The organism is Pelistega indica, assembly GCF_000506865.1.
GTDB classification, from domain to species: domain Bacteria; phylum Pseudomonadota; class Gammaproteobacteria; order Burkholderiales; family Burkholderiaceae_B; genus Taylorella; species Taylorella indica.
In genome coordinates this window covers 1-25,889 of the sequence record NZ_AYSV01000103.1, presented here as the reverse complement: position 1 = coordinate 25,889, position 25,889 = coordinate 1, and the positions used below count along the sequence as shown (strand labels likewise).

22 protein-coding genes, 2 pseudogenes and 1 riboswitch are annotated in these 25,889 nt (G+C 39.1%); of the genes and pseudogenes, 12 read left to right on the top strand and 12 right to left on the bottom strand.

Annotation, left to right across the window (positions count from 1 at the left end):
• Positions 1-23 precede the first annotated feature (23 nt).
• The 5 genes from V757_RS28130 to V757_RS24710 all read left to right on the top strand — a co-directional run bounded on the left by V757_RS28130 (position 24) and on the right by V757_RS24710 (position 6,882).
• On the top strand, positions 24-860 hold the full coding sequence (locus V757_RS28130; protein WP_261796557.1) for an Rpn family recombination-promoting nuclease/putative transposase: 837 nt from the start codon (positions 24-26) through the stop codon (positions 858-860).
• Between the two features lie 114 nt (positions 861-974).
• Positions 975-1,370, top strand: coding sequence for a DUF2157 domain-containing protein (locus tag V757_RS24730; protein WP_023952267.1), 396 nt, complete (start codon positions 975-977; stop codon positions 1,368-1,370).
• Between the two features lie 1,192 nt (positions 1,371-2,562).
• Positions 2,563-3,474: a GDYXXLXY domain-containing protein gene (locus tag V757_RS24720; RefSeq protein ID WP_261796555.1), complete on the top strand. Its 912-nt coding sequence runs from the start codon at positions 2,563-2,565 to the stop codon at positions 3,472-3,474.
• 394 nt (positions 3,475-3,868) lie between these two features.
• Positions 3,869-5,716 (top strand): DEAD/DEAH box helicase, encoded by a 1,848-nt coding sequence (locus tag V757_RS28125; protein WP_023952262.1) that lies wholly within the window; start codon positions 3,869-3,871, stop codon positions 5,714-5,716.
• Positions 5,717-5,718: 2 nt separating this feature from the next.
• Positions 5,719-6,882, top strand: coding sequence for a class I SAM-dependent methyltransferase (locus V757_RS24710; RefSeq protein ID WP_023952260.1), 1,164 nt, complete (start codon positions 5,719-5,721; stop codon positions 6,880-6,882).
• Positions 6,883-6,912: 30 nt separating this feature from the next.
• Here V757_RS24710 and V757_RS24705 read toward each other — a convergent pair whose 3' ends face one another.
• From V757_RS24705 to V757_RS24700, 3 genes are read right to left on the bottom strand one after another with little or no spacing between them, the layout of a single operon-like run.
• Complete coding sequence (locus V757_RS24705; protein WP_023952258.1) at positions 6,913-8,088, bottom strand: tRNA nucleotidyltransferase/poly(A) polymerase-related protein; 1,176 nt, start codon at positions 8,086-8,088, stop codon at positions 6,913-6,915.
• Entirely contained in the window at positions 8,085-8,726 is a 642-nt protein-coding gene (locus V757_RS27655) for a lytic transglycosylase domain-containing protein (RefSeq protein WP_052019403.1), read from the bottom strand. The genes V757_RS24705 and V757_RS27655 overlap by 4 nt, the downstream gene beginning before the upstream one ends.
• Complete coding sequence (locus V757_RS24700; RefSeq protein ID WP_218184511.1) at positions 8,701-10,104, bottom strand: hypothetical protein; 1,404 nt, start codon at positions 10,102-10,104, stop codon at positions 8,701-8,703. Before V757_RS24700 ends, V757_RS27655 begins: the two co-directional genes overlap by 26 nt.
• Positions 10,105-10,174: 70 nt before the next feature.
• Here V757_RS24700 and V757_RS0114825 point away from each other — a divergent pair, with 70 nt between their 5' ends.
• Complete coding sequence (locus V757_RS0114825) at positions 10,175-10,759, top strand: 5-formyltetrahydrofolate cyclo-ligase (RefSeq protein WP_023952256.1); 585 nt, start codon at positions 10,175-10,177, stop codon at positions 10,757-10,759.
• 115 nt (positions 10,760-10,874) lie between these two features.
• Here the strand turns inward: V757_RS0114825 and metF are convergent.
• The 3 genes and pseudogenes from metF to metK all read right to left on the bottom strand — a co-directional run.
• Positions 10,875-11,680: pseudogene (gene metF, locus V757_RS24695) on the bottom strand (methylenetetrahydrofolate reductase [NAD(P)H]); the annotation flags it as partial.
• 33 nt (positions 11,681-11,713) lie between these two features.
• Positions 11,714-13,111: an adenosylhomocysteinase gene (ahcY, locus tag V757_RS24690; protein ID WP_023952254.1), complete on the bottom strand. Its 1,398-nt coding sequence runs from the start codon at positions 13,109-13,111 to the stop codon at positions 11,714-11,716.
• 108 nt (positions 13,112-13,219) lie between these two features.
• Positions 13,220-13,296: riboswitch (S-adenosyl-L-homocysteine riboswitch) on the bottom strand.
• A 14-nt stretch (positions 13,297-13,310) separates the two neighbouring features.
• Positions 13,311-14,477, bottom strand: a complete 1,167-nt coding sequence (metK, locus tag V757_RS24685) for a methionine adenosyltransferase (RefSeq protein ID WP_023952252.1) — start codon at positions 14,475-14,477, stop codon at positions 13,311-13,313.
• A 336-nt stretch (positions 14,478-14,813) separates the two neighbouring features.
• On the opposite strand from metK, the gene V757_RS24680 reads away from it, so the two are divergent.
• Complete coding sequence (locus tag V757_RS24680) at positions 14,814-15,707, top strand: lysophospholipid acyltransferase family protein (protein ID WP_023952250.1); 894 nt, start codon at positions 14,814-14,816, stop codon at positions 15,705-15,707.
• 89 nt (positions 15,708-15,796) lie between these two features.
• Here the strand turns inward: V757_RS24680 and V757_RS24675 are convergent, their stop codons facing one another.
• Positions 15,797-16,435, bottom strand: coding sequence for a hypothetical protein (locus V757_RS24675; protein WP_023952248.1), 639 nt, complete (start codon positions 16,433-16,435; stop codon positions 15,797-15,799).
• A gap of 29 nt (positions 16,436-16,464) precedes the next feature.
• The gene (pyrE, locus tag V757_RS24670; protein WP_023952246.1) at positions 16,465-17,130 is read right to left on the bottom strand and encodes an orotate phosphoribosyltransferase; all 666 of its coding nucleotides are present in this window, start codon (positions 17,128-17,130) and stop codon (positions 16,465-16,467) included.
• A 188-nt stretch (positions 17,131-17,318) separates the two neighbouring features.
• On the opposite strand from pyrE, the gene V757_RS24665 reads away from it, so the two are divergent.
• From V757_RS24665 to V757_RS24655, 4 genes are all read left to right on the top strand, one after another.
• Positions 17,319-18,113, top strand: coding sequence for a DODA-type extradiol aromatic ring-opening family dioxygenase (locus tag V757_RS24665; RefSeq protein ID WP_023952244.1), 795 nt, complete (start codon positions 17,319-17,321; stop codon positions 18,111-18,113).
• Between the two features lie 87 nt (positions 18,114-18,200).
• Entirely contained in the window at positions 18,201-18,581 is a 381-nt protein-coding gene (locus V757_RS29420) for a hypothetical protein (RefSeq protein ID WP_245587038.1), read from the top strand.
• An 11-nt stretch (positions 18,582-18,592) separates the two neighbouring features.
• A complete protein-coding gene (locus tag V757_RS29415) occupies positions 18,593-19,060 on the top strand; it encodes a DMT family transporter (RefSeq protein WP_245587037.1) in 468 nt (155 codons plus the stop codon).
• 13 nt (positions 19,061-19,073) lie between these two features.
• Positions 19,074-19,859 carry an exodeoxyribonuclease III gene (locus V757_RS24655; protein WP_023952242.1) on the top strand — a complete coding sequence of 262 codons (786 nt, stop codon included), beginning with the start codon at positions 19,074-19,076 and terminating at the stop codon, positions 19,857-19,859.
• A 67-nt stretch (positions 19,860-19,926) separates the two neighbouring features.
• Here the strand turns inward: V757_RS24655 and scpC are convergent, their stop codons facing one another.
• The 4 genes from scpC to metX form a co-directional block, all read right to left on the bottom strand.
• A complete protein-coding gene (scpC, locus tag V757_RS24650) occupies positions 19,927-21,456 on the bottom strand; it encodes a succinyl-CoA:acetate CoA-transferase ScpC (RefSeq protein ID WP_023952240.1) in 1,530 nt (509 codons plus the stop codon).
• 226 nt (positions 21,457-21,682) lie between these two features.
• Positions 21,683-22,915, bottom strand: a complete 1,233-nt coding sequence (locus V757_RS24645) for an AmpG family muropeptide MFS transporter (RefSeq protein WP_023952238.1) — start codon at positions 22,913-22,915, stop codon at positions 21,683-21,685.
• 2 nt (positions 22,916-22,917) lie between these two features.
• Entirely contained in the window at positions 22,918-23,535 is a 618-nt protein-coding gene (metW, locus tag V757_RS0114810) for a methionine biosynthesis protein MetW (RefSeq protein WP_031274771.1), read from the bottom strand.
• Position 23,536: 1 nt separating this feature from the next.
• Positions 23,537-24,709, bottom strand: a complete 1,173-nt coding sequence (gene metX / locus V757_RS0114805) for a homoserine O-succinyltransferase MetX (protein ID WP_052019395.1) — start codon at positions 24,707-24,709, stop codon at positions 23,537-23,539.
• A 306-nt stretch (positions 24,710-25,015) separates the two neighbouring features.
• Here metX and V757_RS24640 point away from each other — a divergent pair.
• A pseudogene (locus V757_RS24640) lies at positions 25,016-25,889 on the top strand (glutamate--cysteine ligase); the annotation flags it as partial.

Here is a 25,889-nt window from a genome sequence, read left to right as displayed (position 1 = left end):
CTCGACCATAAGCAACCTCCTCCATCGACCTTCTCAACACCATCCTCGCCGATAAAGAGCCTCCCATCATCGATATTCAACTCAACAACACCGAACAAATCGGTGAATCCCTCGATAACCGCAACGTCATCTTCGATATTTACTGCACCACCTCTGATAACACTCACCTCATTATCGAAGTGCAGAATATCGACCACCCCCACTATATTGATCGTACCTTAGCCTATGCCGTCACTGCCTTAAATAAACAAATCAAAGTCGGTGAGAATTGGCATCACCCTTTTGATCCCGTCTACGTCATCTCCTTTATTAATTTTATTCAGTTTCCTAAAGAACCCTTTTTTACCCATGCTTCCCTCATCGATACCGATACCCATCACCCAATTAGTCATAAACTCAACTTAATTTTTCTAGAACTACCCAAAATCCAGAAAAATACGCTAGACTATCAGAACAGTCGCCTACACACTTGGCTATATTTCATTAAATTCCTTGGAGAGATGAAAACCATGCCACATCAATTTATTACCGACGACACCTTTAGAGAAATCTTTCGCAAAGCCAATGTCGCCAACATGACTGCTCAACAAGTGGAGGACTTTATTCGCCAGAATAAATACCATTGGAATCATATGATTTCCCTTGATGTTAAATATAATGAAGGCAAAGAAAAAGGGCTTCAGGAAGGGATTAATATTGGGAAAGAAGAAGGAATAGCCATTGGTCAAGAGAAAGGCAGAGAAGAAGGCTCTTATGAAGCCATGCTTTCCATGGCTAAAAAACTAAAAGCCCGTGGTACAGATATTGCTCTTATCCACGACGTCACTGGCTTACCCCTAGAAATTATTGAAAAACTATAAGCATTCTAAGCTAGAAATTTATCTTGCCTAAAAGTGCATAGTAGATTGTTATGTCTATAGTAACAACATAGACTATAGAGAAAAATCTTCTACTGGACAAAACAAGAAAATGTCATGAATACTACCTACCCTGTAAATTCTTTTACATCCATCAAAAATCACCTAATTTTTATTTCCTTATTAATGGGGGTAGGTTTTTCATCATCTGGAATAATTACATGGGTAGCGGCTAATTGGTCAGTTTTAAGCAATAGTCAAAAGCTCTACGGTACTCAAGGTTTATTTCTTCCTGTTGTATCACTATTAGTTTTTTTCTTCTATAAAAAACAATGGCGCTCAGGCAGTCAAGGTGTCGCTTTTTTAAGTGCTGTCGTCATTGGTGGCTTACTTGCCTTATCGGACAAATTTATCAAACAGGTGCTAATACATGGGAATTATTTGCTATCTGGTCACTACTACAAATACCTCTTATACTCCTTGTGCCCAACCCTTTCAACCTATCTTTATTAATTATTACAAGTACCTTATCTTTACTCTTTTATCAACAGTACTTCTCATCTTTTATAGGTATCTCTGTACTAATCATTGGGCTATTTTTTCTGATTATTAGTGAATTTTTTCAGCATTTTACCTCCGATACTAAATGGCGATTAACACAACGTCTTAGTTCTCTTATTGTGCTATGTGGAAGCATTTATATATTAACTAAAGAATCTGTCGCTATGCATAGTTTGCTCATCGGACTGTCATTTGCACTATTATTTTTTTATTACAAAATTTCTTAAAGATGTCGTGATCTCTACGATAGCGATATTCATTATTTTTGCCACTTTACTTATCACCATCCTCAATCATTTTAATATTGACGTTAATGGTGAGTCACTACTCTTATTCAGTTTCATACTCATCATTATGAGCGTTGTAGGTATTTTTTACCTCTCTAAGTATTTCCACAATCAACAACAAGATAAAGACATACATTGGGCAATACAATCCTTATTTATTACTTTAATGTCAATTGCTTTTATACCATTTGTCGGTGGGGTGTTATATTTTATATCTTATAGCGATACCGTGAGGTTTGTAATTCCTGCTATCTTTTTATACCTTTGTGGTTTTTTCTTATACCAACATCAATCATCATTGATTAAAACGCTATTTTCACAAGTACTAATTATTCTTGCCCTTGGACTCTTTTTATCAGAATACTTCTTATCCCAAACCCAATTTAGCCCCTTAATCATAAATCCAGATTTATATGCAGAGGAATTTTTGACGTTCATTAGCCCAAAGAATATTCGCTTATTTTTTTATATTCTTTTGCTTGTGTTCACCTTTATTCGCATTGATGTTCTATGGATTCGGCTCTTATGCATAAATATGATAATGTTCCTATTTTATGACGGCATTGCGGATCCACTTATATATCTTCATAGATCTAACCTTTTTGCTAACAGTACTCTCTTAGTTTTATTTAATCCTCTTCTGCTTACTTTGGTTAGTGGATTTTATACCGTAAAAAAACCGAGTGTTGCAAGTTATGCTTTTTTTCTAGGTCTAATTTTTTTATAGCTTTATTACTTCACCTATCCAAGACATCAGTAATAATATTAATCTGACTGGTTATGGCTTTAGCGAAAATTACAATAATTTTTTTCATCATATTACTGGTAATTTATTTATATTCTCCAACAATCAACCTTTGGCTCATTATTTAAATAAACTTCCGCTGTACTTAATGTCCGTTGCGCCAGCGATTACTATGCTCTACATCACCAAAGACTCAAGTAAAGGCATCCGTTTACTTTCTACGGCATTGGCACTACTCTTTGGAGTCCTCTGGATCCTCAGCCCACGTATGAACTTATGTGCTTGCATAATTTTATTGGCATTCCCATTAGTCAGAAGTGGGCTATTATGGTTAGCTATTACAGCTATGTTAATTTTACTTTCCTGCTTTTATTACAACCTTGATACAGCACTCATTTACAAGTCTTATTTGTTACTAGGGTTAGGTATCCCCTTATTACTCATACTTGCAATTACTCGCCGTCATTCCTCATCTAAACAATTAAGTACCCACACTTTCTCTTTACCTATTTGGTCAAAAGTTGGCTATATCGCTACCCTCTGTTTAACTCTAGGGATGGCTAATTATGCTATTAACCGCAATGAAAATATTCTCAGCAATGGTCAATCCTTAATTTTTAAACTTGCTCCTGCTGATCCTCGTTCATTACTGCAAGGCGACTATATGGAACTCAATTATGAAGAGCTCACTGTTGCTTCTACCGAAGGGCTGACTTATACACCTTCTTTCTGGCATCAAGACGAGACCTCTTACTTTCTATTCATGCTTGATGATAAAGGAATAGCACATACATGCTCCATATCACAAAGCTACCCAAGCGAATTTGCAAATTGTCTACCTAATGTAGTAATGAAAGTAAAACGTGATTATGCGGGGAAACATCATTTCCCGAGCCACCAATACTTCTTTGCGGAAGGTAAAGCTACACATTTTGCGCAAGCAGAATATGGGGAATTTAAAGTGGATAAGGATGGGAATGCTGTATTAAAACAATTATTAGATAAAAATCTCACGCCATTATAATTTTTCACTATCAGATAACGAAATGTCTTCCCTATGCCACAATCTCTTCTAAATGAAGCGTCTTTGGCACACTATTTTTCTATGATTAGCTTATTAGCAAATTCTTCTTTATATATTTGAATGTGTAATCCATCAATTAAGTGATTCTTCCTTTCAACCTCTTATTCTCAAAGATAAATGAGCTTTATCAGTGATTAAATTCACTCTAAAACAACATAAATTATTGATTTTTAAATATTTTTCTTTACTTAGTGCGCTACATAGGTTAAGCTTGTCGTCTTTATTATGATTTTCATCGCTCCTACCTTCTTGGCCTTACCTTCATAACACGCATGCGTGTGGTAATTGGTTGTTCTGGTCGGCACGATGACCGACTTATAGGAACAATATAGCCATGTCATTTGACACATTGGGCTTAGCCCCCGTATTACTTTCTGCTTTAAAAAAAGCAGGTTTTTCTCAACCAACAAAAGTTCAATCCTCTGCCATTCCTATGGCACTTGAAGGTCATGACTTAATTGTGACCGCTCAAACAGGTAGTGGTAAAACAGCAGCGTTTATGTTACCTGCTTTACACAAAATGGCTACACAAAAAACAAAGGATAAACATCCTAGCGTACAAATGCTTGTTTTAACGCCTACTCGTGAATTAGCATTACAAGTGGCTGAGGCAGCAAAAACATATAGCGACGGCCTTAAAGATTTACGCATTGCCACTGTGGTAGGTGGAATGCCTTATGGAGCACAAATTAAAGCATTATCACGACGTGTTGATATTCTAGTTGCTACACCTGGACGTCTCATTGACCATCTACAAGCTAAACGAGTGAATCTCAGCAAAATTCATAGCTTAGTCTTGGATGAGGCAGACCGTATGCTAGATATGGGCTTTATTGACGATATTGAAAATATTGTGGCACAAACCCCAAATAACCGTCAGACACTGATGTTTTCGGCAACGTTTGAAGGCTCCGTAGCAAAACTAGCAGAAGAAATGCTTAACGAACCACAACGTATTTCCATTGCGGATCAAAAAAATAAACATGAGAACATTAAGCAAACACTCTTCTATGCAGATGACCAAGGACATAAATTCCGCTTATTAGACTTTTTATTACGTGATGCCGACTTAGAACAAGCGATTATCTTTACTTCCACTAAACGTGGTGCAGATGATCTAGCGGAACGTTTAGAAGATGAGGGTTTTGCCGCCGCCGCATTGCATGGCGATATGAATCAACGTCAACGCACCCGTACACTTAACCTTTTACAAAAAGGTCGTATCCAAATCTTAGTTGCTACAGATGTCGCTGCTCGAGGTATTGATATTCAAGGCATTACGCATGCTATCAACTACGATTTACCTATGCAGCCAGAGGACTATGTCCATCGTATTGGTCGTACCGGTCGTGCTGGGCGTAATGGTTTAGCATTTACACTTGCTACACACAGCGAACGATTCAAAGTCCGTCGTATCGAACAGTTTATTGGTCAAACAATTGAAACTGATGTCATCCCCGGTTTAGAACCAACACCAAAACCTATCAAAACAAAAGATAGCAAAGGTCGTGGAGGATCAAACCGATCTGTAAATACTCGCTCTGGTAAGGACCGTCAAACGAATCGTGAGAAAGAAAAAGCTCGTGATGGATTTGCACGTCGCAAAGGCTTAGCAAACGATAAGCACCTTGCTAACGATGATTTCAGCAATGATTATCCTGTTTATCATGAGGACTCTAAAGAATCTCGTTACGAACGAAAAGCCACCAAAAAGTCAATGCCATCTCGTACCAAAGAGAATGCTTTTGAGACGCCTATTGATAACGCAAATCCGTTTAGTAAACCGAACAAATCTCGCAAGAGTAAGGAACGCCCTATTAGTCGTTTAGACTTTGTAGAGGATTTTTTTGATGGTGACTTTGAAGTGATTAGTGAAAAAGAAGCACGACAAATTAAAAAAAGTCTATCAAAAGACCAACCTAAATTTGCTGATTTTGAACGTGGTGCTAGAAGCAACAAACCCAAATATAATCGTGACAACAACTCAGAAAATCGTGTAAAGAAAGCGCCAACATCAAAAACACGAGCTACTTCTGAAACAAGTTCAATCGCTAAAAGAGGTCGCCCCTCTACTCGTACGGAAAAAGGTTCATCAAGTACTCGTACCATAAGTCGTACAAGTAAGCCGAAAACCACATCGTCAAGCAAACGTAAAACATCCTCTCGTAATAAATGGGCGTAACCATGAGTGCCAATTTTCCTAGACCTGTACCAGAAGCCATAGTGCATAGTCAGCAATTTCTTCAATATATTACTGACTCATTGCATAATAAAAAAGAGTTATCTTTTGAAGACTGGATGGATACGGTATTATATAGCCCTGGTTGGGGCTATTACACGGGAGGATTGGCTAAACTCAGTGGCACCAATACACCGACAGAAAAATTAATCGGGGACTTCACTACCGCACCAGAGCTAAGCCACTGGTATGGTAGAACACTAGCCAAGCAAGTCGAACAAGTGCTTGCTGCCAGTGATAGCCAATGCATTTTAGAGTTTGGTGCAGGTAGTGGCAAACTAGCATTTGATATGCTTGAAACATTAAATAATTCAACTATTAACTATTTTATACTTGAATTATCTGCTGATTTAAAACAACGACAACAACAAACCTTGGCAAAATTTTCTAATCAAGTTAAATGGCTAGATCAATTACCGCCATCATTTTCAGGTTGCATCATAGCCAATGAAGTGATGGATGCTATGCCCGTAAAATTACTAGAGTGGAATGCTCAAGGCGATTTACAAGAAGTCTTTATTTCTCTGGATGATGTATCGAACATCCACTATGTTTTACATCCTGCATCAAACGAATTACAGCAACTATTTTCACAGCGTATGCCAACCCTCTCAGGCTATCGCACAGAGATTAACTTGCGAGCTGAAAGCTGGATAAAAGAATTAGGTAGGTGCTTGAATAAAGGTGGTATTTTATTAATCGACTATGGATTTCCTCGTCAGGAATACTACCACCCACAACGCCATCAAGGAACCTTGATGTGCCATTTACAACACCATGCTCATAGCAACCCATTAATTTATCCGGGACTACAAGATATTACCGCTCATATAGATTTCACCGCTATGGCAGACGCTGCATTAGAAGGCAACCTTGAAGTGTTGGGTTACACTAGTCAAGCGCGTTTTTTAATGAATTGTGGCATATTGCAGCAATTATCTCAGCTCAACCCCGATGATGTACATCACTATGCCAAAGAAATCGGTCCTGTACAAAAGTTATTATCCGAAGCAGAAATGGGCGAATTATTTAAAGTGATGTTACTAGGCAAACAGCTAGATATTGATCCTATAGGCTTTAGTTACGCTGATAGACGTTATACCCTTTAATTATGTTCTTCAAAATGGTATTAATCAAATTCAAGGCATCTGTAAAACCTGCTCTCTAGCCTCTCTCACCATTTTTTTAATTAAAGTAACATTGCCTGCTTGCTGTTTTGCAATCTCGCCTGCTGGTACTGATTTAAGACGTTGAACTATCTCTTCCCAGAACCACATACTCTCTTGTTCACGCTCATGTCCTAATGGAACCCCTACCACCAACAAACTGACTTGAATTAACGCTAACAATCGATCACTCTTACGAATACCATCCATTATTTCTACAAAATCAACTACTGCTTCAGCAAGTACCGGTGACAAAGGGAATTCCCATACAAGAGAGATTTCTGAGATATGGTTTAACTGTTGTAATGCCACTTGCAAATAACGTGCATAATCCCCTTGCTCTCTAGCCACCCGCAAATGTTTAGCCATAGCTTCACTATCTGCTGCTGCTAATCCTAATAAAGCATACCGTTGCGATAAGTCAAATCCCAATAGAGCCGCATGGTCTAATTGCTGGCTAAGTGTTTCAGTCCAACAAAGAAAAGGGATCACCCTCTCTAATGCACCAATCTCTTGAAGTATGTCAAAAAAACGACTAGGTTTAGTTTGCATCAACGCACGTGATATTTCTTTCCAAACGCGCTCCGCTACTAAGGCATCAACCTCCCCACTAGTCACCATATCACGACATAACTGCATCGTTTCTGGTGCAACAGTGAAATCAGTAAAACGTGTTAAAAACCGCCCTAATCTTAATAAACGTACAGGATCCTCACTAAAGGCATCCCCTACATGACGAAAAATCTTTAACCTTAAATCATCTAGCCCATGATACGGATCATAAATCACCCCCTGTGTATCACTAGCCATCGCATTAATAGTGAAGTCTCGTCTTTTTAAATCTTCAGCTAGCGTAACATCTGTACCCGTATAAAAAGTAAACCCTTGATAACCTTTAGCCGTTTTGCGCTCTGTTCTCGCTAAGGCAAATTCCTGTTTAGTCTTAGGATGTAAAAATACAGGAAAATCTCCACCTACGGCAATAAATCCCCTAGCCGTCATCTGTTCTGGCGTAGCACCTACAACAACCCAATCTTTATCACCATGGGGCAATTGTAGTAAAGCATCCCTAACAGCTCCACCAACACAATAGATAGACAATCCCTGAGTGAACGAATCAGGCGTAAAGGCTAGCGTCGATTCTATCATGGCGTAACCATACCCAAGCGTTTTTTCAATGAACTACTAGTTTTACCGTTTAGCAACATATCGTACCAAACAGCATTGGATAGGACATGTTTAACATAGAGTCTGGTTTCCGTAAAAGGAATAGTTTCTGCAAAAACAGCGCCATCCATTCTTTGCGTAAGATTATCTCTCCAACGAACAGCACGGTTAGGACCCGCGTTATAACCTGCTGTTGCCAAAATTTCATTCCCTCCTAGTTTTTCCAGCATAATACGTAAATAATTCGTTCCTAAAATCGTATTCGTTTCAAATTCATTGACTTTACTAGGTGAAAAATCATACATACCAATTTGTTTAGCCACTAAGCTTGCTGTACCTGGCATAACTTGCATTAAACCTGATGCACCAACACCAGAACGAGCGACTTGTACAAAACGTGATTCTTGACGAATCAAGCCATATACCCATGAGGGATCAATTCCTACTTGCCTTGCTTGTTGTCCCACACGACCATTAAATGGAGCAATATAACGTTGCGCAAAATTAATTTCTTTTTTTGTTAGTAAGGATGTATTGATCACTCGATCAAATATCTGCTCTTGCTCTGCCCAAGCTGCTGCTGCTAATAAATCCCTATCTTTTAAACCATTCAATCGCATAAGACCATTCTGGTACTGCCTCTGCTCGCCAGCCAAGCCTAAATAATGCCACGGCTCTTTGTAAGCCTGTATTTTGTTTAATATGTGCTAGCTCTTTATCTGTAACCGGTGCGGCCTGTGGAGGAATAACAATTTTGCCTGTCAATTCTTCTTGTGCTAGCTGACCATAGAAATCATGTTGTTCCTGTAGTAATCGATATAATTCTGTCGCCTGTGATGATTTTCCCTGCTGTTGGAGTGCTTTAGCCTTCCAATATATCCATGCTGTCTCTTTCTTTTGTTCTGGATTCATCAAATCAATACTTTTCTCAACCCATTTCCAGTCAATCGGACTCTGCCGTAAAGCTGCACGTGTACGCCATGCAGAATTATAATCACTTAATCGACTATCTTTCGCTAAGCGATACCAGGCATCAGCTCTTACTTCCTGATTAAGCACAGCAACAAGCGCAAATTGAGAGTATGCCCATTGTAAATCTTTAGCACTTAATAATTCAGGCCCTCTATTCTCCAATATAGTAATACCCATATTCCGATCTTGACGGGCTAAGCGACTAAAAGCAATCGCTCGTAACTCAGCTTGTTGAGGAGATCCCGCTGTGCCAGATTGCGTAGCCAGCCATTGCATTGGGTTTACTATAATCGCTTGATATTGCATAAAGTCTGTTCCATCAAACAAAAACCCTGCATACTTTTTCGCCATAAACTTGTTGTCATATTCGACCGCATCACGAAACAAGTCAGTTAAACGAGACTTACTCAATTGCCCTGAGCGATACAATGCCCCAACCATTTCTGCACAACGCTCATTTCCCTTGATAACCCTAATAACTTTGGTACTATCTACATGTTGTCCACTAGCGGCTAACGCCTGATTATAGGCGCAAATAGCCTGACTATTATTAATATGCACAGGACCCAATGTCGATGCGGTCCTATAATCCCCTTGCTTAACCGCTGCTATGATCCATTCTGCTTTTAAACGATCGGCAACATAAGTTCGTGGATTATCCTTAATGAATTTCTTCAACTCTGTTGTTGGTAAAAAGCCTTGTGAACTTGTCAATTGTTGGCGCAAGTACCAATACATCGGATAGTTGCCTAACTCATGATCATTTTGAGCCGAATAAGCATATCCAGGCAAGGCATCCCATTGCCGCATTCGCATGGCATCATAAGCTGAAACAACGCTTTGTCTTGCCGCCATATCTACCGTTTTTAGAGGAGCATACTCAACTCGAGGTTTGGAGGTTACCGCACTTTGCTCAATCTCTGCTTCTTCAGGACTGGAATGAATAATTTTATTACTCTGCGCAGTAGAAGAACACGCCGTGAGTGTAAGAGCGAATAAACTTATACTTAAAAAAGTTAATCTCATTTTTTTCATGGGCAACCTAAAGTAGTGTACAGTCTTAATAACGTGACCTTTTATTGAATACAAAATCTTTATGACATTTACTGATTATAGCCGTTTACGTCAGATACTTAAGGAAAAACGAAAAGCCTTAACGATTCCTAAACGACAACAGGATAGTGATACTCTTTGCGCTAAAGCTTTGTCTATCATCCAACAGCATATCCCTCCCCATAAATGGATCGCGGCTTTTTGGCCAATTGGGGATGAAATGGATATTCGTCCTTTGTTAACCTCATTAGATAAGTTAGGGTATCGCATTGGCTTACCTAGTATTAAGGAAAAAGACAGCCCGTTAACTTTTTTTGCTTGGTCCTCAAATACTGAATTTAAAACCGGTTTTTTTAATATCCCTGAACCGAATCAATCAACATTATTTACAGATGCTCCTGGCCTTGTTTTAACGCCTGTATTAGGATTTACCAAAACAAAAGATCGTCTCGGCTACGGCAAAGGCTATTACGATCGTACGATAGCGTTATGGCGTCAACAAGGTTACTCACCCTTCTGCATTGGTATCTCTTGGGATGAGGGGCTGATTGACAATAAGGACTACCAAGCTGCACCACATGACCAGACGCTAGATATAATCTTAACTCCATCATTTATATTTACATAAACAACAAAGAGCTCACCTCTTATGAGTTGAGCCCTTATTTTGCTGGCAAACCTTTAATAATCATTTATAGGTATGGCGCGCAGATTTTTCCAATTTCTCGTCAAAAAGTCACCTCTTAGAACTCTAAATTTTCCCAAATTGCTAAGGTAGTTGCAGATTGATTAAGTGTATAAAAATGCAAGCCTGGTGCACCATTATCAATCAATGTTTGACATAACTGCGAAATTACATCAATGCCAAAAGCACGAATTGATGCCTTATCATCCCCAAATTCAGCCAATCTTAAACGAATCCAACGAGGGATTTCTGCACCACACATTTGTGAAAAACGACTAAGCTGGGAAAATTATAAATTGGCATAATCCCTGGCACAATAGGAATATGAATCCCCTTAGCTTGTACCCTATCTGCGAACTCAAAATAGGCGTCTGGATTAAAAAAGTACTGAGTTATCGCACTATTTGCACCAGCATTTACTTTAGTTATAAAGTTTTCCAAATCGGCTGTTGGCGACTCTGCTTGAGGATGCATTTCTGGATATGCTGCCACCTCAATAAAGAAATGGTCACCATAATGCTCTCTAATCAATGCAACTAAATCACTCGCATGACGTAATCCATTCTCTAACAACCCCATACCAGAGGGTAAATCGCCACGTAATGCAACAATACGATTGACACCCATCTGTTTAAATTGCTCAAGAATAGCCAAAATTTGCTCAGGACGATTACCAATGCAAGAAAGATGAGGAACAGCTTCCACGCCTTGTGCTTGCAACATTTTAACCGTCTCTATAGATCCCTCTTGAGTAGAGCCACCCGCACCAAAAGTCACACTAATAAACCCCGGTTTCATAACGAGTATTTCTTGTGTGGTCTTTTGTAACCGTTGTGCTGACTCCTCATCTCTCGGAGGAAAAAAACTCTAAACTAAAAAAATGCTCTCTACTCATAATTAATAACGATAATGATCAGGTTTAAAAGGTCCCTCAACAGAAACACCAATATAATCAGCTTGTTGCTGTGTTAAGGTCGTTAACTGCACACCTAATTTTTTCAAATGTAGACGAGCGACTTTTTCATCTAGGTGTTTAGGTAATACATAAACTTTGCCTGCTTGATAATTTTCACCACGTGTAAATAATTCAATTTGGGCAATAGTCTGGTTAGTAAATGATGCTGACATTACAAACGATGGATGGCCAGTAGCACAACCTAAATTTACTAAACGACCTTTTGCTAACAGAATAATACGTTTACCGTCAGGGAAAATCACATGATCTACTTGTGGTTTAATTTCTTCCCATTGTAAGTCTTCAAGAGCAGCCACATCAATTTCATTATCAAAGTGACCAATATTACATACAATAGCCTCGTTCTTCATTTTTTCCATATGAGAACGTTGAATAACATGATAATTCCCAGTCGCCGTGACAAAGATATCTGCTAGACCCGCCGCTTCATCCATTGTCACAACCTTGTATCCTTCCATTGACGCTTGTAATGCACAAATTGGGTCTACTTCACATACCCAAACTTGAGCACGTAAAGCAGCTAACGCTTGCGCACAACCTTTACCTACATCACCAAAACCTACCACAACAGCTACTTTACCGGCAACCATAACGTCTGTAGCGCGTTTAATGCCATCAACTAATGATTCACGACATCCATATAAATTATCAAATTTAGATTTAGTCACAGAGTCGTTTACATTGATAGCTGGAATACGTAACTCACCTTTTTGTGACATTTGATAGAGACGATGAACACCTGTTGTTGTTTCCTCAGTCACGCCTTTAATGCAAGCTAAACGCGTAGAATACCATGTAGGATCTTGAGCAAGTTTTTCTTTAATAGCGGCGAATAATACTTTTTCTTCTTCACTACTTGGATTTGCTAACACACTGCTATCTTTTTCTGCCTTAGCACCTAGATGTAGTAATGTTGTGGCATCACCACCGTCATCTAAAATCATATTAGCTTGCTCACCAGGCCATTCAAAGATTTTATGCGTATATTGCCAATACTCTTCTAATGTTTCACCTTTAACAGCAAACACGGGTATTCCTCTAGCGGCAATAGCAGCGGCTGCGTGGTCTTGTGTAGAAAAAATATTGCACGATGCCCAACGTACTTCTGCACCTAATGCAACTAAGGTTTCAATCAAGACACCTGTTTGAATCGTCATATGCAAACTACCTGCAATACGAGCACCTTTAAGTGGTTGTGATGCAGCAAACTCTTCTCTTGTCGCCATTAAACCCGGCATTTCTGTTTCGGCAATAGCCAATTCTTTGCGGCCCCAATCAGCTAGACCAATATCAGCGATTTTATAATCAACTTGACTCATCTTTAATCCTTTAAATTTAACGAGTGACTCTTTATTGGCTTAGTCACCCAAAAAACCAAATCTTATCGGCAATAAAAAAGCACTCATCTTCTTGCTCTATTTCTGCAAATAAGATGAGCGCCGTTAATATCTGAAAGTGGTTTGAGCCTAGCAGAGTAATCCCTGTTGCAGCGCCCCTCAAACTCACTTTACTAAAAAATTATTTTACTGCTGCCTTTAATATAGCCGCTTTGTCAGTCGCTTCCCAAGAAAACTCTGGCTCTGAGCGTCCAAAATGACCATAAGCAGCCGATTTGCTATAAATTGGGCGCAATAAATCTAACATTTGCACAATACCTCTTGGGCGTAAATCAAAGTGCTCACGCACCAATAAGGCTAATTGCTCATCTGGAATTACGCCAGTACCTTCAGTGTAAACAGTGATATTAATTGGTTCTGCCACACCAATCGCATAACTTACCTGAATCTGGCATTGACGAGCCAAACCTGCTGCCACGATATTTTTTGCTACATAGCGTGCAGCATAAGCAGCTGAACGATCAACTTTTGAAGGATCTTTACCTGAGAATGCACCACCACCATGAGGGCAAGCACCACCATAAGTATCCACAATAATTTTACGTCCAGTTAAACCACAATCTCCTTGTGGCCCACCAATCACAAAAACCCCTGTTGGATTAATAAAGAACTTCGTTTTCGGTGTAACTAAACCATCTGCAAAACTTGGTTTAATAATTTCTTCAATCACCGCTTCTTTAATTTGTGCTTGCGAAATATCAGGATGGTGTTGAGTAGATAATACGACAGTATCTACTTCTGCTGGCTTGCCATCTACATAACGGAATGTCACTTGTGATTTTGCATCTGGACGCAACCAAGGCAATGTACCATTTTTACGTAATTCACTTTGGCGTTGTACTAAACGGTGAGCATACCAAATAGGGGCAGGCATTAAATCAGGTGTTTCATCACAAGCATAACCAAACATAAGTCCTTGGTCACCTGCACCTTGATTAAGAATTTCTTCTGCTGTTCTATCAACCCCTTGGGCAATATCAGGAGATTGCTTATCATATGCCACTAAAACAGCACAACCTTTATAATCAATACCATAGTCTGTATTGTCATACCCAATACGCTTGATTGTTTGGCGCGCAATATCAATATAATCAACATTTGCTGTCGTCGTAATTTCCCCTGCTAATACAACTAAACCTGTATTACATAAGGTCTCAGCAGCGACTCTGGCGTTGGGATCTTGTTCTAAGATTGCATCCAAAATTGCATCAGACACTTGATCTGCTACTTTGTCTGGATGCCCTTCAGATACTGATTCTGAGGTAAATAAATATTCGTGTGTAGACATAAACTATGCGTCCTAAAAGAAATAATAGAGAACGCGTTGCAACTTAATAAAAGTGCGACGCTTTAGCGGAATATTTACTCTGCCCCGCAAGTTGTCTTTAACTCGGCAGATAACTTTACATTTTAATCTAATTTTCAATAAGATAATTAAAAAAAACCAATATCTGTATAAGATTAATGTTTCTCTTCTGTCATTTACAGAATCATCACTTATTAAGCTAGATTTGTAAAAGACTACTATACGCTCTATAATTTGATGCGTAAACATTACTCTTATTGATATTACACATTCATTAACATAACGACTCGTCAATGTTAAGACTATTAAAATACGCTCATGGAAAACACTTTTAAATACCGCTTGCTGGAGTTTATTTTCAAAGGAATAGGCTCACTCTCACATAGCAATCGCTTACGTTTGGGTGCGGTGTTATCTTGGTTTTTACCCTTTATTGTCAAAAGACGTGTACATATTATTCGCACTAATTTCAAGCTTGCTTTTCCAGAGGCTTCAAAACAACAAATTGAGCAATGGACCAAACAAAATATTCGTTTGACGACACAGTCATTTATTGATCGTGGGGTTCTTTGGTATGCACCCCTTGATAAAATACATGAGATGACCACCTTAGAAGGTGTTGACTATCTAAAACAGGTTCAAGCTAACCATGAGCCACTCATGATTTTAGCCCCCCATTTTATTGGTTTAGACACAGCAGCCACCATCTTAACAACGCATATTCCTGATGGTTGTACCATGTACAAATCACAACATGATCCTGTCTTTGATGCCTTGATTCGCAAGGGTAGAGCTCGCTTTAATACAGTGCATTTATTAAGTCGTCAGGACGGAATTCGTGGCATTATTCGCCATATGCGCAATGGCGTTGCTTTATATTATTTGCCTGATATGGATTTTGGGAGAGATGAGTCTATTTTTGTCCCTTTTTTTGGCATCCAAAGTGCCACCTTATCGAGCACAGCACAAATTGCTAAAACATTTAAGGCTAAAGTTTGTCCTGTCGTCACTCGCTTAGATATTAAAACAGGCATCTATCATATTAAGGTACTACCACCATTAGATAACTTTCCAGGAGAAGACACAATTGAGGAGGCTACCGCACGCCTAAACCGCTTATTAGAAGAATGGATTAGACAAGATCCTGTTCAATACTACTGGATTCACCGTCGATTTAAAACAAGACCTGAGGGCGAAAAAGAATTGTATTAAAAATATTGCGTTAATTTAGTTTAATCTTAACTATTTTTAACTTAAACAATCTTCACGCCCTATAAATTTCCACCCCATAAAAAACGTCATTACACAACAAATACATGAACTAAATCAGGGTGATTAATTTGTGTCACCAGAATATCTTTTACACGTTGTTGCCATAGCGTTTTAAAAAGACGCAATTCATCAGCATTAGCCTGTCCTGTAACCGCTTTGGACATAACCTGCGTCATTTCTGGCGCAAACGGTACAATACTTGGATTAAAAATAACATTCACCATTTTGCCTGTATCTCGTCGACGTAATGCCATTGTGCCTTGAATTTCACCATCAAAAGATAATAAGTGCCGACGAGAAAAATATCCAGCGGCACCAATACCTCCAAACCCCATTTCTGTTGCTGCACCTGTTAATAATGTCGCTACGGACGCAATAACACCCGTTGTTCCTGTCTCTCTTGATTCCTGCATAATGACTTCAATTCCTCCACGATCAGGTAACTCGTCCTCTTCGTCGTACAATGCTTCAAGACCTCGAAGCACCATTAAATAGGCACCTGCAACCGTTGGGCAAGAATGACCGGCTAAACGAACCGCATCTACATAACGATACTCAATAATGCCGTCCTTAGCTGCCCCTAAAAAATCAGCTAAGGCATCTTTAACTCTTATCGTAGGAACTTCATCGAAAAACTGAGGATAACCACTTTCTGTAAACGTAATCATGTTTGCTCCTTATCCTATATACCATAACCTTATATACCATAACGATTTCTATAAGCTACCACTGACTCTTTATACATATCAAAAGAATGATCTTGATTTAAAAATTGCATAATATCGTTCAATGAAGCAATACTCACTACAGGCATACCATACTTTTGCTCAACCTCTTCTACAGCAGAATGAGCAGATAGTGCATCATCTGCACCCGCTCTCTCCATTCGGTCTAAAGCAATCAATACCGCTGCTGGCGTCGCACCCGCATTTTTAATAATTTCTACTGATTCTCTGACTGATGTTCCTGCTGTAATAACATCATCAATAATCACTACCTTACCTTGTAAGGGTGCGCCCACTAAGACCCCCCCCTCACCATGATCTTTAGCTTCTTTACGATTAAATGCAAACGGAACATCTTTATTTAATTGTGGGTGATTTCCTAACGCAACCGCTGTTGTGGCGGCTAATGAAATGCCTTTATAAGCTGGTCCAAACAACATATCAAACTCCACCCCAGACTCAACTAAAGCATTAGCATAAAATTGAGATAACGCACCTATTGAACGACCAGTATTAAACAATCCTGCATTGAAAAAATAAGGACTTAAGCGACCAGACTTAACTTTAAATTCTCCAAACTTTAATACTCCCTGCTCCAATGCGAAACGAACAAAATCAAGGCTGTTATTCTGTGACATACTAATTTCCAATTTTAACAATTAAACATAGGCATATTTTAATACTTTTACACCTTTTCGCCGTCTATCAATAGGGAGCGGATTTGATTTAATTATTTCTTATTTGGAAAAGATTCATCTATTTTTTATATCTTCATTTCTATAAAAACCCTCTATACAATAACAACATCAACAATTGAGGATTTATCATGAAACAAGCTGTTTACTTTATTTCACATGGTGGTGGCCCTTGGCCATGGATTGAACAATGGGCAGAGGATTATGCTGGTCTACGACAATCATTAGAGCACATCGCCACTGAACTACCTGAAAAACCCAAAGCCATTTTAATGATCTCTGCACACTGGATCACTCAAGGTCATTTGGCTATTATGCATCAGCCACAACCTAAAATGCTTTACGATTATTATGGTTTCCCTGAGCATACTTACCATATTCAGTATCCTGCCCCAAGCGATCCTTTGCTAGCAGAATATATCCAAAATAAACTGGAGCAAGCTCATTTCAGTGTAATAAAAGACACTGAAAGGGGTTTTGATCATGGCGCATTTGTACCACTTGCTTTGGCTTTTCCTGATGCAAATATACCCGTGATTCAGCTCTCAATTGAACGCCATTTTGACCCTGCCTATCATATTCGTTTGGGAGAAGCATTAGCCTCATTACGAGAAGAAGGTATATTGATTATTGCTAGTGGTCTAAGCTTTCATAATATGCGCTTATTTAATGCTCATGGCACACAACCCTCTAAAGAGTTTGACCAATGGCTACGTAATGCACTCTCGCAAGAGTCAAATGATCGAAAAGAAGCGCTAATTCATTGGGAAACTGCACCTTCTGCTCGCATCGCCCATGCCACGGAGGATCACCTCATTCCTTTAATGGTAGCTATTGGTGCTGCCGGTAATGATATGGTTGAGATTAACTATCACGAAGACAATGTAATGGGGGGTGTTACTGTCAGTAGCTTTAAATTTGGCTAATCCAGCGCTTTAAAGCATTCTGGCTGATTAATATTCAACTTTGCTCTTTTTTCTATATAATCTTTTTTATTTAGCCATCTTTATCCCATGATGCCCAACTATCGCAAAGGATTATTATTTGCACACTTTGCCGCTCTCCTATTTGGTATGACAGGCATCTTAGGCGCACTCATTAAGACAGACGCCGCTCTTATCACATTTGGTAGAGCAGCCTTTGCCTTTATCAGCTTATTTATCGTAGCAAAATTCTTAAGACTACACTTAAAAGCAAATCTCACTCGATCACTGTTTGTCAAGCTCGCTTTTTCGGGAGCGTTATTAGCTATACACTGGGTCACTTTCTTTTATGCCATAAAAATTGGTGGGGTAGCTATGGCGACTCTGGCTTTGCCAGCTTCCCTGCCTTTATTACGCTTATTGAGCGATTTATCCTTAAGGATAATGTCAACCTTACTTCATGGATTCTAGTCTTTGTTGTAATGCTTGGATTGTTTTTAGTTTCACCAGAACTAGATTTAAAAAATAGCAACACTAGCGGACTACTATGGGGAATTATGTCTGGCTTTAGTTTCGGCTCTCTTGCTGTAGTCAATAGAACCATAGGCCAGCAATTACATCCCATTACTATTGCATTTTGGCAAAATTTATTTGTCTCTTTATTCACCCTACCACTACTCACTTTAAGCACATTCAGCATCACTGGCATGGATATATTCTGGTTATCTATTTTAGGCATTCTATGTACCGCTTTATCCCACTTCCTTTTTGTTAGCAGTGTGCAATATATCAATGCCCGCACCACAGGACTTATTATCTCTCTAGAACCTGTTTACGCTATTATTGTTGCTTGGTTTTTATTTAATGAAGAACCAACGATTAAAATGTTGATAGGTGGTATGCTTATCATTGGTGCGGCTATTTATCCTCAAAATAAAACCTCTCATTAAAAAGGAAAGTATTGTGTCAAGAATTACCTCCATTAATGTTAATGGTATTCGTTCAGCCACAAAAAAAGGTTTTTTTGAATGGTTACATCAACATCAGGCAGATGTTGTTTGTTTACAAGAAATCAAAATCAGTGATGCAGATTTAACACCAGACTTACGTTCTCCTCTACACTATCAAGGCTATTTTAATCATGCTGAGAAAAAAGGTTATAGTGGTGTCGGTATTTATACCTCCATACCTGCTGATTACGTGTTAGGCATGGGCTGTGATGAATTTGATCGTGAAGGTCGCTTAATTAGTGCTAATTTTGGTCATCTAACTGTCGTTAGTGCTTATTTACCGTCTGGATCTAGTGGCCCAGAACGTCAAGAGGCAAAGTTCCGTTTTCTCGCAAAATTTGGTCCTTGGATTGATGCCATGATGAAGCACCATAGAGAGACAGGCCATGAATATATTATTTGTGGTGACTGGAATATTGCACATAAAGAAATCGATTTAAAAAACTGGAAAGGCAATCTAAAAAATTCTGGATTTACCCCAGAAGAACGCGCTTGGATGACGGAGGTTTTTGAGACTCGAGGTTTTGTAGATGTCTTTCGCCTTCTCAACCAAGAGGCTGAGCAATATACATGGTGGAGCAATCGTGGTCAAGCATGGGCTAAAAATGTAGGTTGGCGTATTGATTACCAAATTGCTACTCCAGGTATAGCCCAAAAAGCCAAAGCAGCATATATCTATAAAGATGAGCGATTTTCAGATCATGCACCATTAACCATTGATTATGATGTCAGTCTATAGAAAATAATTAAGGGGCTTATACATAAAAGCGTATAGCCCCTGTTTTTTTACTACTTGAAGTATAAAACTATTTCTTCATTGTGCCAGTTTTCAAATATCTATCATGCCAGCTTAATGCTTCGGAAAGAATGTGAGGTGTATGCTGAGCACCTGATTGCTGTGCACGATGGAAATAATCCCATAATGCTTCTTTATAATCTGGGTGAGCACAATTTTCAATGATTTTTTCTGCACGTTGGCGAGGCGATAAGCCACGTAAATCAGCAAGACCTTGTTCAGTCACAATAATTTGTACATCATGCTCTGTATGATCGACATGTGACACCATAGGCACAATTGCTGAAATATCACCATTTTTAGCGATTGACGGGCGCACAAAGAATGAAATAAAACTATTTCGAGCAAAATCACCAGACCCACCAATACCATTCATAATGCCACTCCCCATGATATGGGTAGAATTCACATTACCATAAATATCACATTCAATCATGCCATTAATAGCGATTGTCCCTAAGCGACGAATCACTTCTGGGTGATTACTAATTTCTTGTGTACGTAAAATAATACGCTCACGATAGAAATCAATATTTTCGTTGAGTTCATCCACCCCGTCAGGACTCAATGAAAGAGAAGTAGCTGATACCATTTTCAATTTACCAGACTTAATTAAGCCTAACATACCGTCTTGAATTACTTCTGTATAAGCCGTCAAATTATCAAATTCACCATGTTGCAAACCTGAAATAACAGCATTCGATACATCACCTACACCAGATTGCAAAGGTAATAAGTTAGGGGGCAAAATACCTTTGCGAACCTCTTCTTTTAAGAAATTTAAAATATGACTCGCAATCTTTTTGGCGACCTCATCAGGCTCACTAAAATGATTAACTCTATCGCGATCGTAAGTTTCTACTACTATACCAATGATTTTTTCTTGTGGGCATTGATAATAAGGGGAACCTATACGATCATCAGGTTCATTAATCAATACAGGTTTACGATGTGGGGGTAAAGCAGTACCATAATAAATATCATGCATACCCTCTAGTTTTTCACTTAAAGCATAATTAACTTCAATAATAACCTTGTCTGCTTGATCAATCCACGTTTTATTATTACCAACAGAAGCGGCAGGAATTAACGAACCATCCTCACGAATACCAGCTACCTCAATCACAGCAATATTTAATTTACCTAAAAAACCAAACCACGCATACTGAGCAACATGAGATAAATGGATATCCATATAATGCATTTGCCCAGTGTTAATTTTATTACGACAAGTTGGATCTGATTGATAAGGTAATCGCATATTAATGCCATCTGCCTCAGCCAATGCACCATCTAATTCAGGTGCCGTAGAAGCTCCCGTCCATACATTAATCTTGAATGCCTTACCATTATCATGAGCTTCACGGATACGCTTGGCTAGGGCAGACGGAATCTGCTTAGGATAACCAGATCCAGTAAAGCCACTCATGCCGACAGTAGCCCCTGATGGAATAAGCTCTGCAGCTTGCTCGGCACTCATCACTTTAGCGTGCAAGGCTTGACATTTAATACGAGAAAGGGATTCAAAATGTTGTGTCATGGTAATCTCTTGTTATATGAAATAAGAACCTATAATGAAAGACTCTGCGGTAGTCATCTCCTACCCGAATTATACCAAGCAAACATGACAAATTAAGTAATAACCGCATAGAATAGTTATGTTTTGACACAATTAAATAACTATTTTTAAGTACTTACATCTTCGATTAAAATCGCTTAATTTTTTTATCAACAATCGACAAAATAAGACTATTTCATGGCATACGTTATTCAATCGCCATGATACGTGCTTTATGCCATCTCAACAAAAATAAACCTGGCAAAGCAATCAACACAGTACATAAAAAGAAAGCTGGCCACCCTAAGGATTCAACAAGAGGAGGTGTTAATGGCCCCGCCAAAAAGACTCTACCCACTGAGGATAATGCTGTTAATAAAGCAAACTGGGTTGCCGTGTATTTGCTATTACAAAGCCCCATCACCAAGGCAACAAACGCTGTTGTACCCATACCTCCACTAATATTCTCAAGCCCTACAGCTAATGCCATTATGGGAAGATTATGTGGAGTAATCGCCACTAGCCAATACGCCAAATTAGACACAGCTTGCAGCACACCAAATAACATCAATGAACGATATAATCCGAGCTTATTCATCAAGGCACCACCTACCAGTGCACCAATGATAGTAGCAATAACAGCTAAAATTTTGTTTACCCACCCAACTGTTTCTGCGGCAAAACCAGCTCCTCGAATTAAAAATGTCGTTGATAGTGCCCCTGCAAAAGCATCACCTAATTTGTATAACACAATCAACATTAAAATCGCCAATGCTTCTGGTCGAGAAAAAAACTCTTTAAAAGGCACGATAAATGCTTCTTGCAAGGTTCTAGGCGCTTGCACTTCACGAGTTTCGGGAGCTATAGCACTGCAGATGGCAAACACAAACATCAAACAACCCATCGCCATATACATACCGCCCCAGCCCAACCAACGTTCTGCCAGAACAATCCCTAAGCCCCCAGATATGATCATACCTATACGATACCCTAAGGTTCGCACTGCTACACCATGAGCTCGTTCATCCTTATCTAAAACCTCGGTACTATAAGCATCAAAAGCAATATCTTGTGTTGCGGATAAAAAGGCCAATGTAGTGGCTAATAAGGCTAACCAAATCAAGTCTTGCGCTGGATTCAATAACCCCATCAACAACATGACAGTTCCCAAAGCGACCTGAGAAACCACCATCCAACTACGACGACGCCCTAAAAATAGTGGGGCATAGCGGTCAATTAAGGGAGCCCATAAGAATTTAAAGGTATATGCCGTACCAACAAGCGTTAAAAAGCCAATTTGTTTAAGCGAAACACCTGCAACTGTTGCCCAAGCCTGAAATGTCCCCCCTGTTAATGCCAATGGCAAGCCACTTGCAATACCCAATACAAGCAGAGGATAGACCCTAGGACTTAAATACTTTTTAATAGATTCACTAATCACGTTTATTGACTCACTTGATTTGACTCAAAATAATAAACGGCTAATGTACTACGCCACCCCGGGAATACTGAAATTTCCTCACCCTCTTTAAAAGTAGCTCTTTCTTTGATTCTTAAACCAACTTTTGTAGCCAAATCTTCAAAATCACTGAGTGTACATAGATGAATATTTGGCGTGTTATACCATTCATAAGGCATTTGTCCCGTAACTGGCATACGACCGTGCAAAATTGACCACCAATGCGTCCAATGTCCAAAATTAGGGAAAGACACTACTCCTTTACTCGCTACTCTACCCATTTCTTTCAGAATATGTTCAGTATTCAACATGGCTTGTAACGTTTGCGATAGTACAACGACATCAAATTGTTTATCATTAAACAGGGCCAGTCCCTCTTCCAAGTTCTGTTGAATAACTTCAACCCCACGACTGACACACGCAACAACACGCTCATTGTCAATTTCAACACCTATCCCATCCACTTGTTTTTCTTCTTGTAAGTATGACAATAATGTACCATTACCACAACCCAAGTCGAGTACTCGACTCCCAGAAGGGATCCAGTTAGCGATACGTTGTAAATCAGGACGCAACATAATTGTTGATTGCTGAGAACTCATTCTATACTCCTAACTCAGTTGCAATACGATTAAAATACGCCGCCACTACTTCATGATAGGTTTTATCGTTTAATAAAAACGCATCATGCCCATGAGGAGCATCAATTTCAGCATAGGTAACATGATGTTTATTATTTAATAATGCCTTAACGAGCTCTCTAGAACGCTCAGGAGGAAAACGCCAGTCAGTAGAAAATGAAATCGTTAAAAATTTTGCTTTTACATTTTCTAATGCTTTGCTTAAATCACCATTACCATATTGCTTGGCAGGATCAAAGTAATCAAGAGCTTTCGTAATCAGCAAATACGTATTAGCATCAAAATAGGTAGAAAATTTCTCACCCTGATATCGCAGATATGATTCAACCTCAAACTCTACATCATAACCATATTGATAACGATCTCCCTCTGCTGTATAACGACGATCTCGTCCAAATTTTTCCGCCATATCATCATCAGATAAATAGGTAATATGACCAATCATGCGCGCTACAGACAGACCTCTTTTAGGGACGGTTTGATAATCATAGTAATGCCCCTCATGAAAATCGGGGTCTGTGATAATTGCTCTCCGTGCAACTTCGTTAAACGCAATATTTTGTGCAGACAACCCAGGCGTGCTCGCAATGACAATACAATGTTCCAATCGTTCTGGCCATTGTATAGCCCAGCTTAATGCCTGCATCCCACCTAATGAACCACCCATGACAGCAGCAAATTTCTTAATACCAAAATGATCGGCTACTCTGACTTGTGCATTTACCCAATCTTCTACAGTAACCACAGGAAAACTAGCCCCCCATGGCTTTTGTGTTTCTGGGTTAATACTGGCAGGGCCTGTTGAACCAAAGCATGAGCCTAAATTATTCACCCCAATCACGAAAAACTTATTGGTATCTAATGGCTTACCCGGCCCAACCATATTGTCCCACCAACCAATATCTTTGAAGTCCTTAGCATTTATACCAGCCACATGATGTGAGGCATTCAATGCATGACAAATTAATACAGCATTTGAGGCGGTTTCATTGAGCGTGCCATAAGTTTCTACCGCTAACGTATATTGCTGGATAATCTGACCACTGGATAACTCCAATGGATCGTTAAAGTCAATATAAGTTGGGCTAACAACGCCCACTGATTGAAGTTCAGAAGAAGAATTTAATGAGACCATAGAGAGGGACCTCTTTAGCTGGATTTGTAGGCGCCCGCAAGCAGATCAAAGCAAATCGGCGCTCGTGTTAATCAAAATGTCGTTTTATTTTAGCACTTTTCAGTTAGGATAACGCTTATTCACTTAGTAAGCGAAGAACTCTTTCAAATAGCCAATATTTGTAGAGTTTGTCCTATTTCTCTCTTAATGCCTCTAAACACTCTACAGCCCTTAAAAACTACTCCACCCCTTCATGTATAAGGTTATCCGCATTTTTAAACGAAATTCTATTAAAATGTGTATATCTTAAAAGCATATAGGTGCATCGTGCAAAATTTATCCTCTCTTCAACAACAGCCAGACTTATTAAAAGAAATCCAACGTGGCATTGAACGCGAAGCTATACGTATCACTAAAGATGGACAATTCGCACTTGATAAGCACCCTACAGTGCTTGGCTCTGCACTTACACATCCTAATATTACAACAGACTATTCAGAGGCATTAATTGAACTAATTACTAGCCCCCACAAAACTGTTGAAGAACTCCTTATGGAACTTCACCATGTTCATCAATTTGTTGTCCAAAGCGTACCCGATCAAAATCTATGGACACAATCCATGCCTTGCCACCTCCCAGAGGAAAAGGATATTCCTATTGCTGAATACGGTACCTCAAATTCTGGCACACTACGTCATGTATATCGTGAAGGCTTAGCACTACGATATGGTAAGAAAATGCAATGTATCGCAGGACTACATTATAATTTTTCACTCCCACCAGAACTATGGCAGTTACTCCCTATAGAAGGGAATACCCAGCAAGAAAAACAAAATGTCGGTTATATGGCATTAATTCGCAATTTTAAGCGCTATGCTTGGTTACTAATGTATTTGTTTGGGGCATCACCCACCATTAATGGATCCTTCCTTAATGAGGAACAAAAGAAACGTCTTACTCCCCTTGTTGAAGGAGAAGATCATACATACTATTTACCTTATGCTACTAGTCTAAGAATGAGCGATTTAGGGTATAGAAATGACGCACAATCTAACCTAAAATCATGCTTTAATACTTTAGAAGGCTTTGCACAACTTATCTATGATGCCGTTACTACACCTTGGCCAGCCTACGAAGCACTCGGCACACAAAAAGACGGCAAATGGATTCAATTAAATAGGCAATATGATCCATACAATT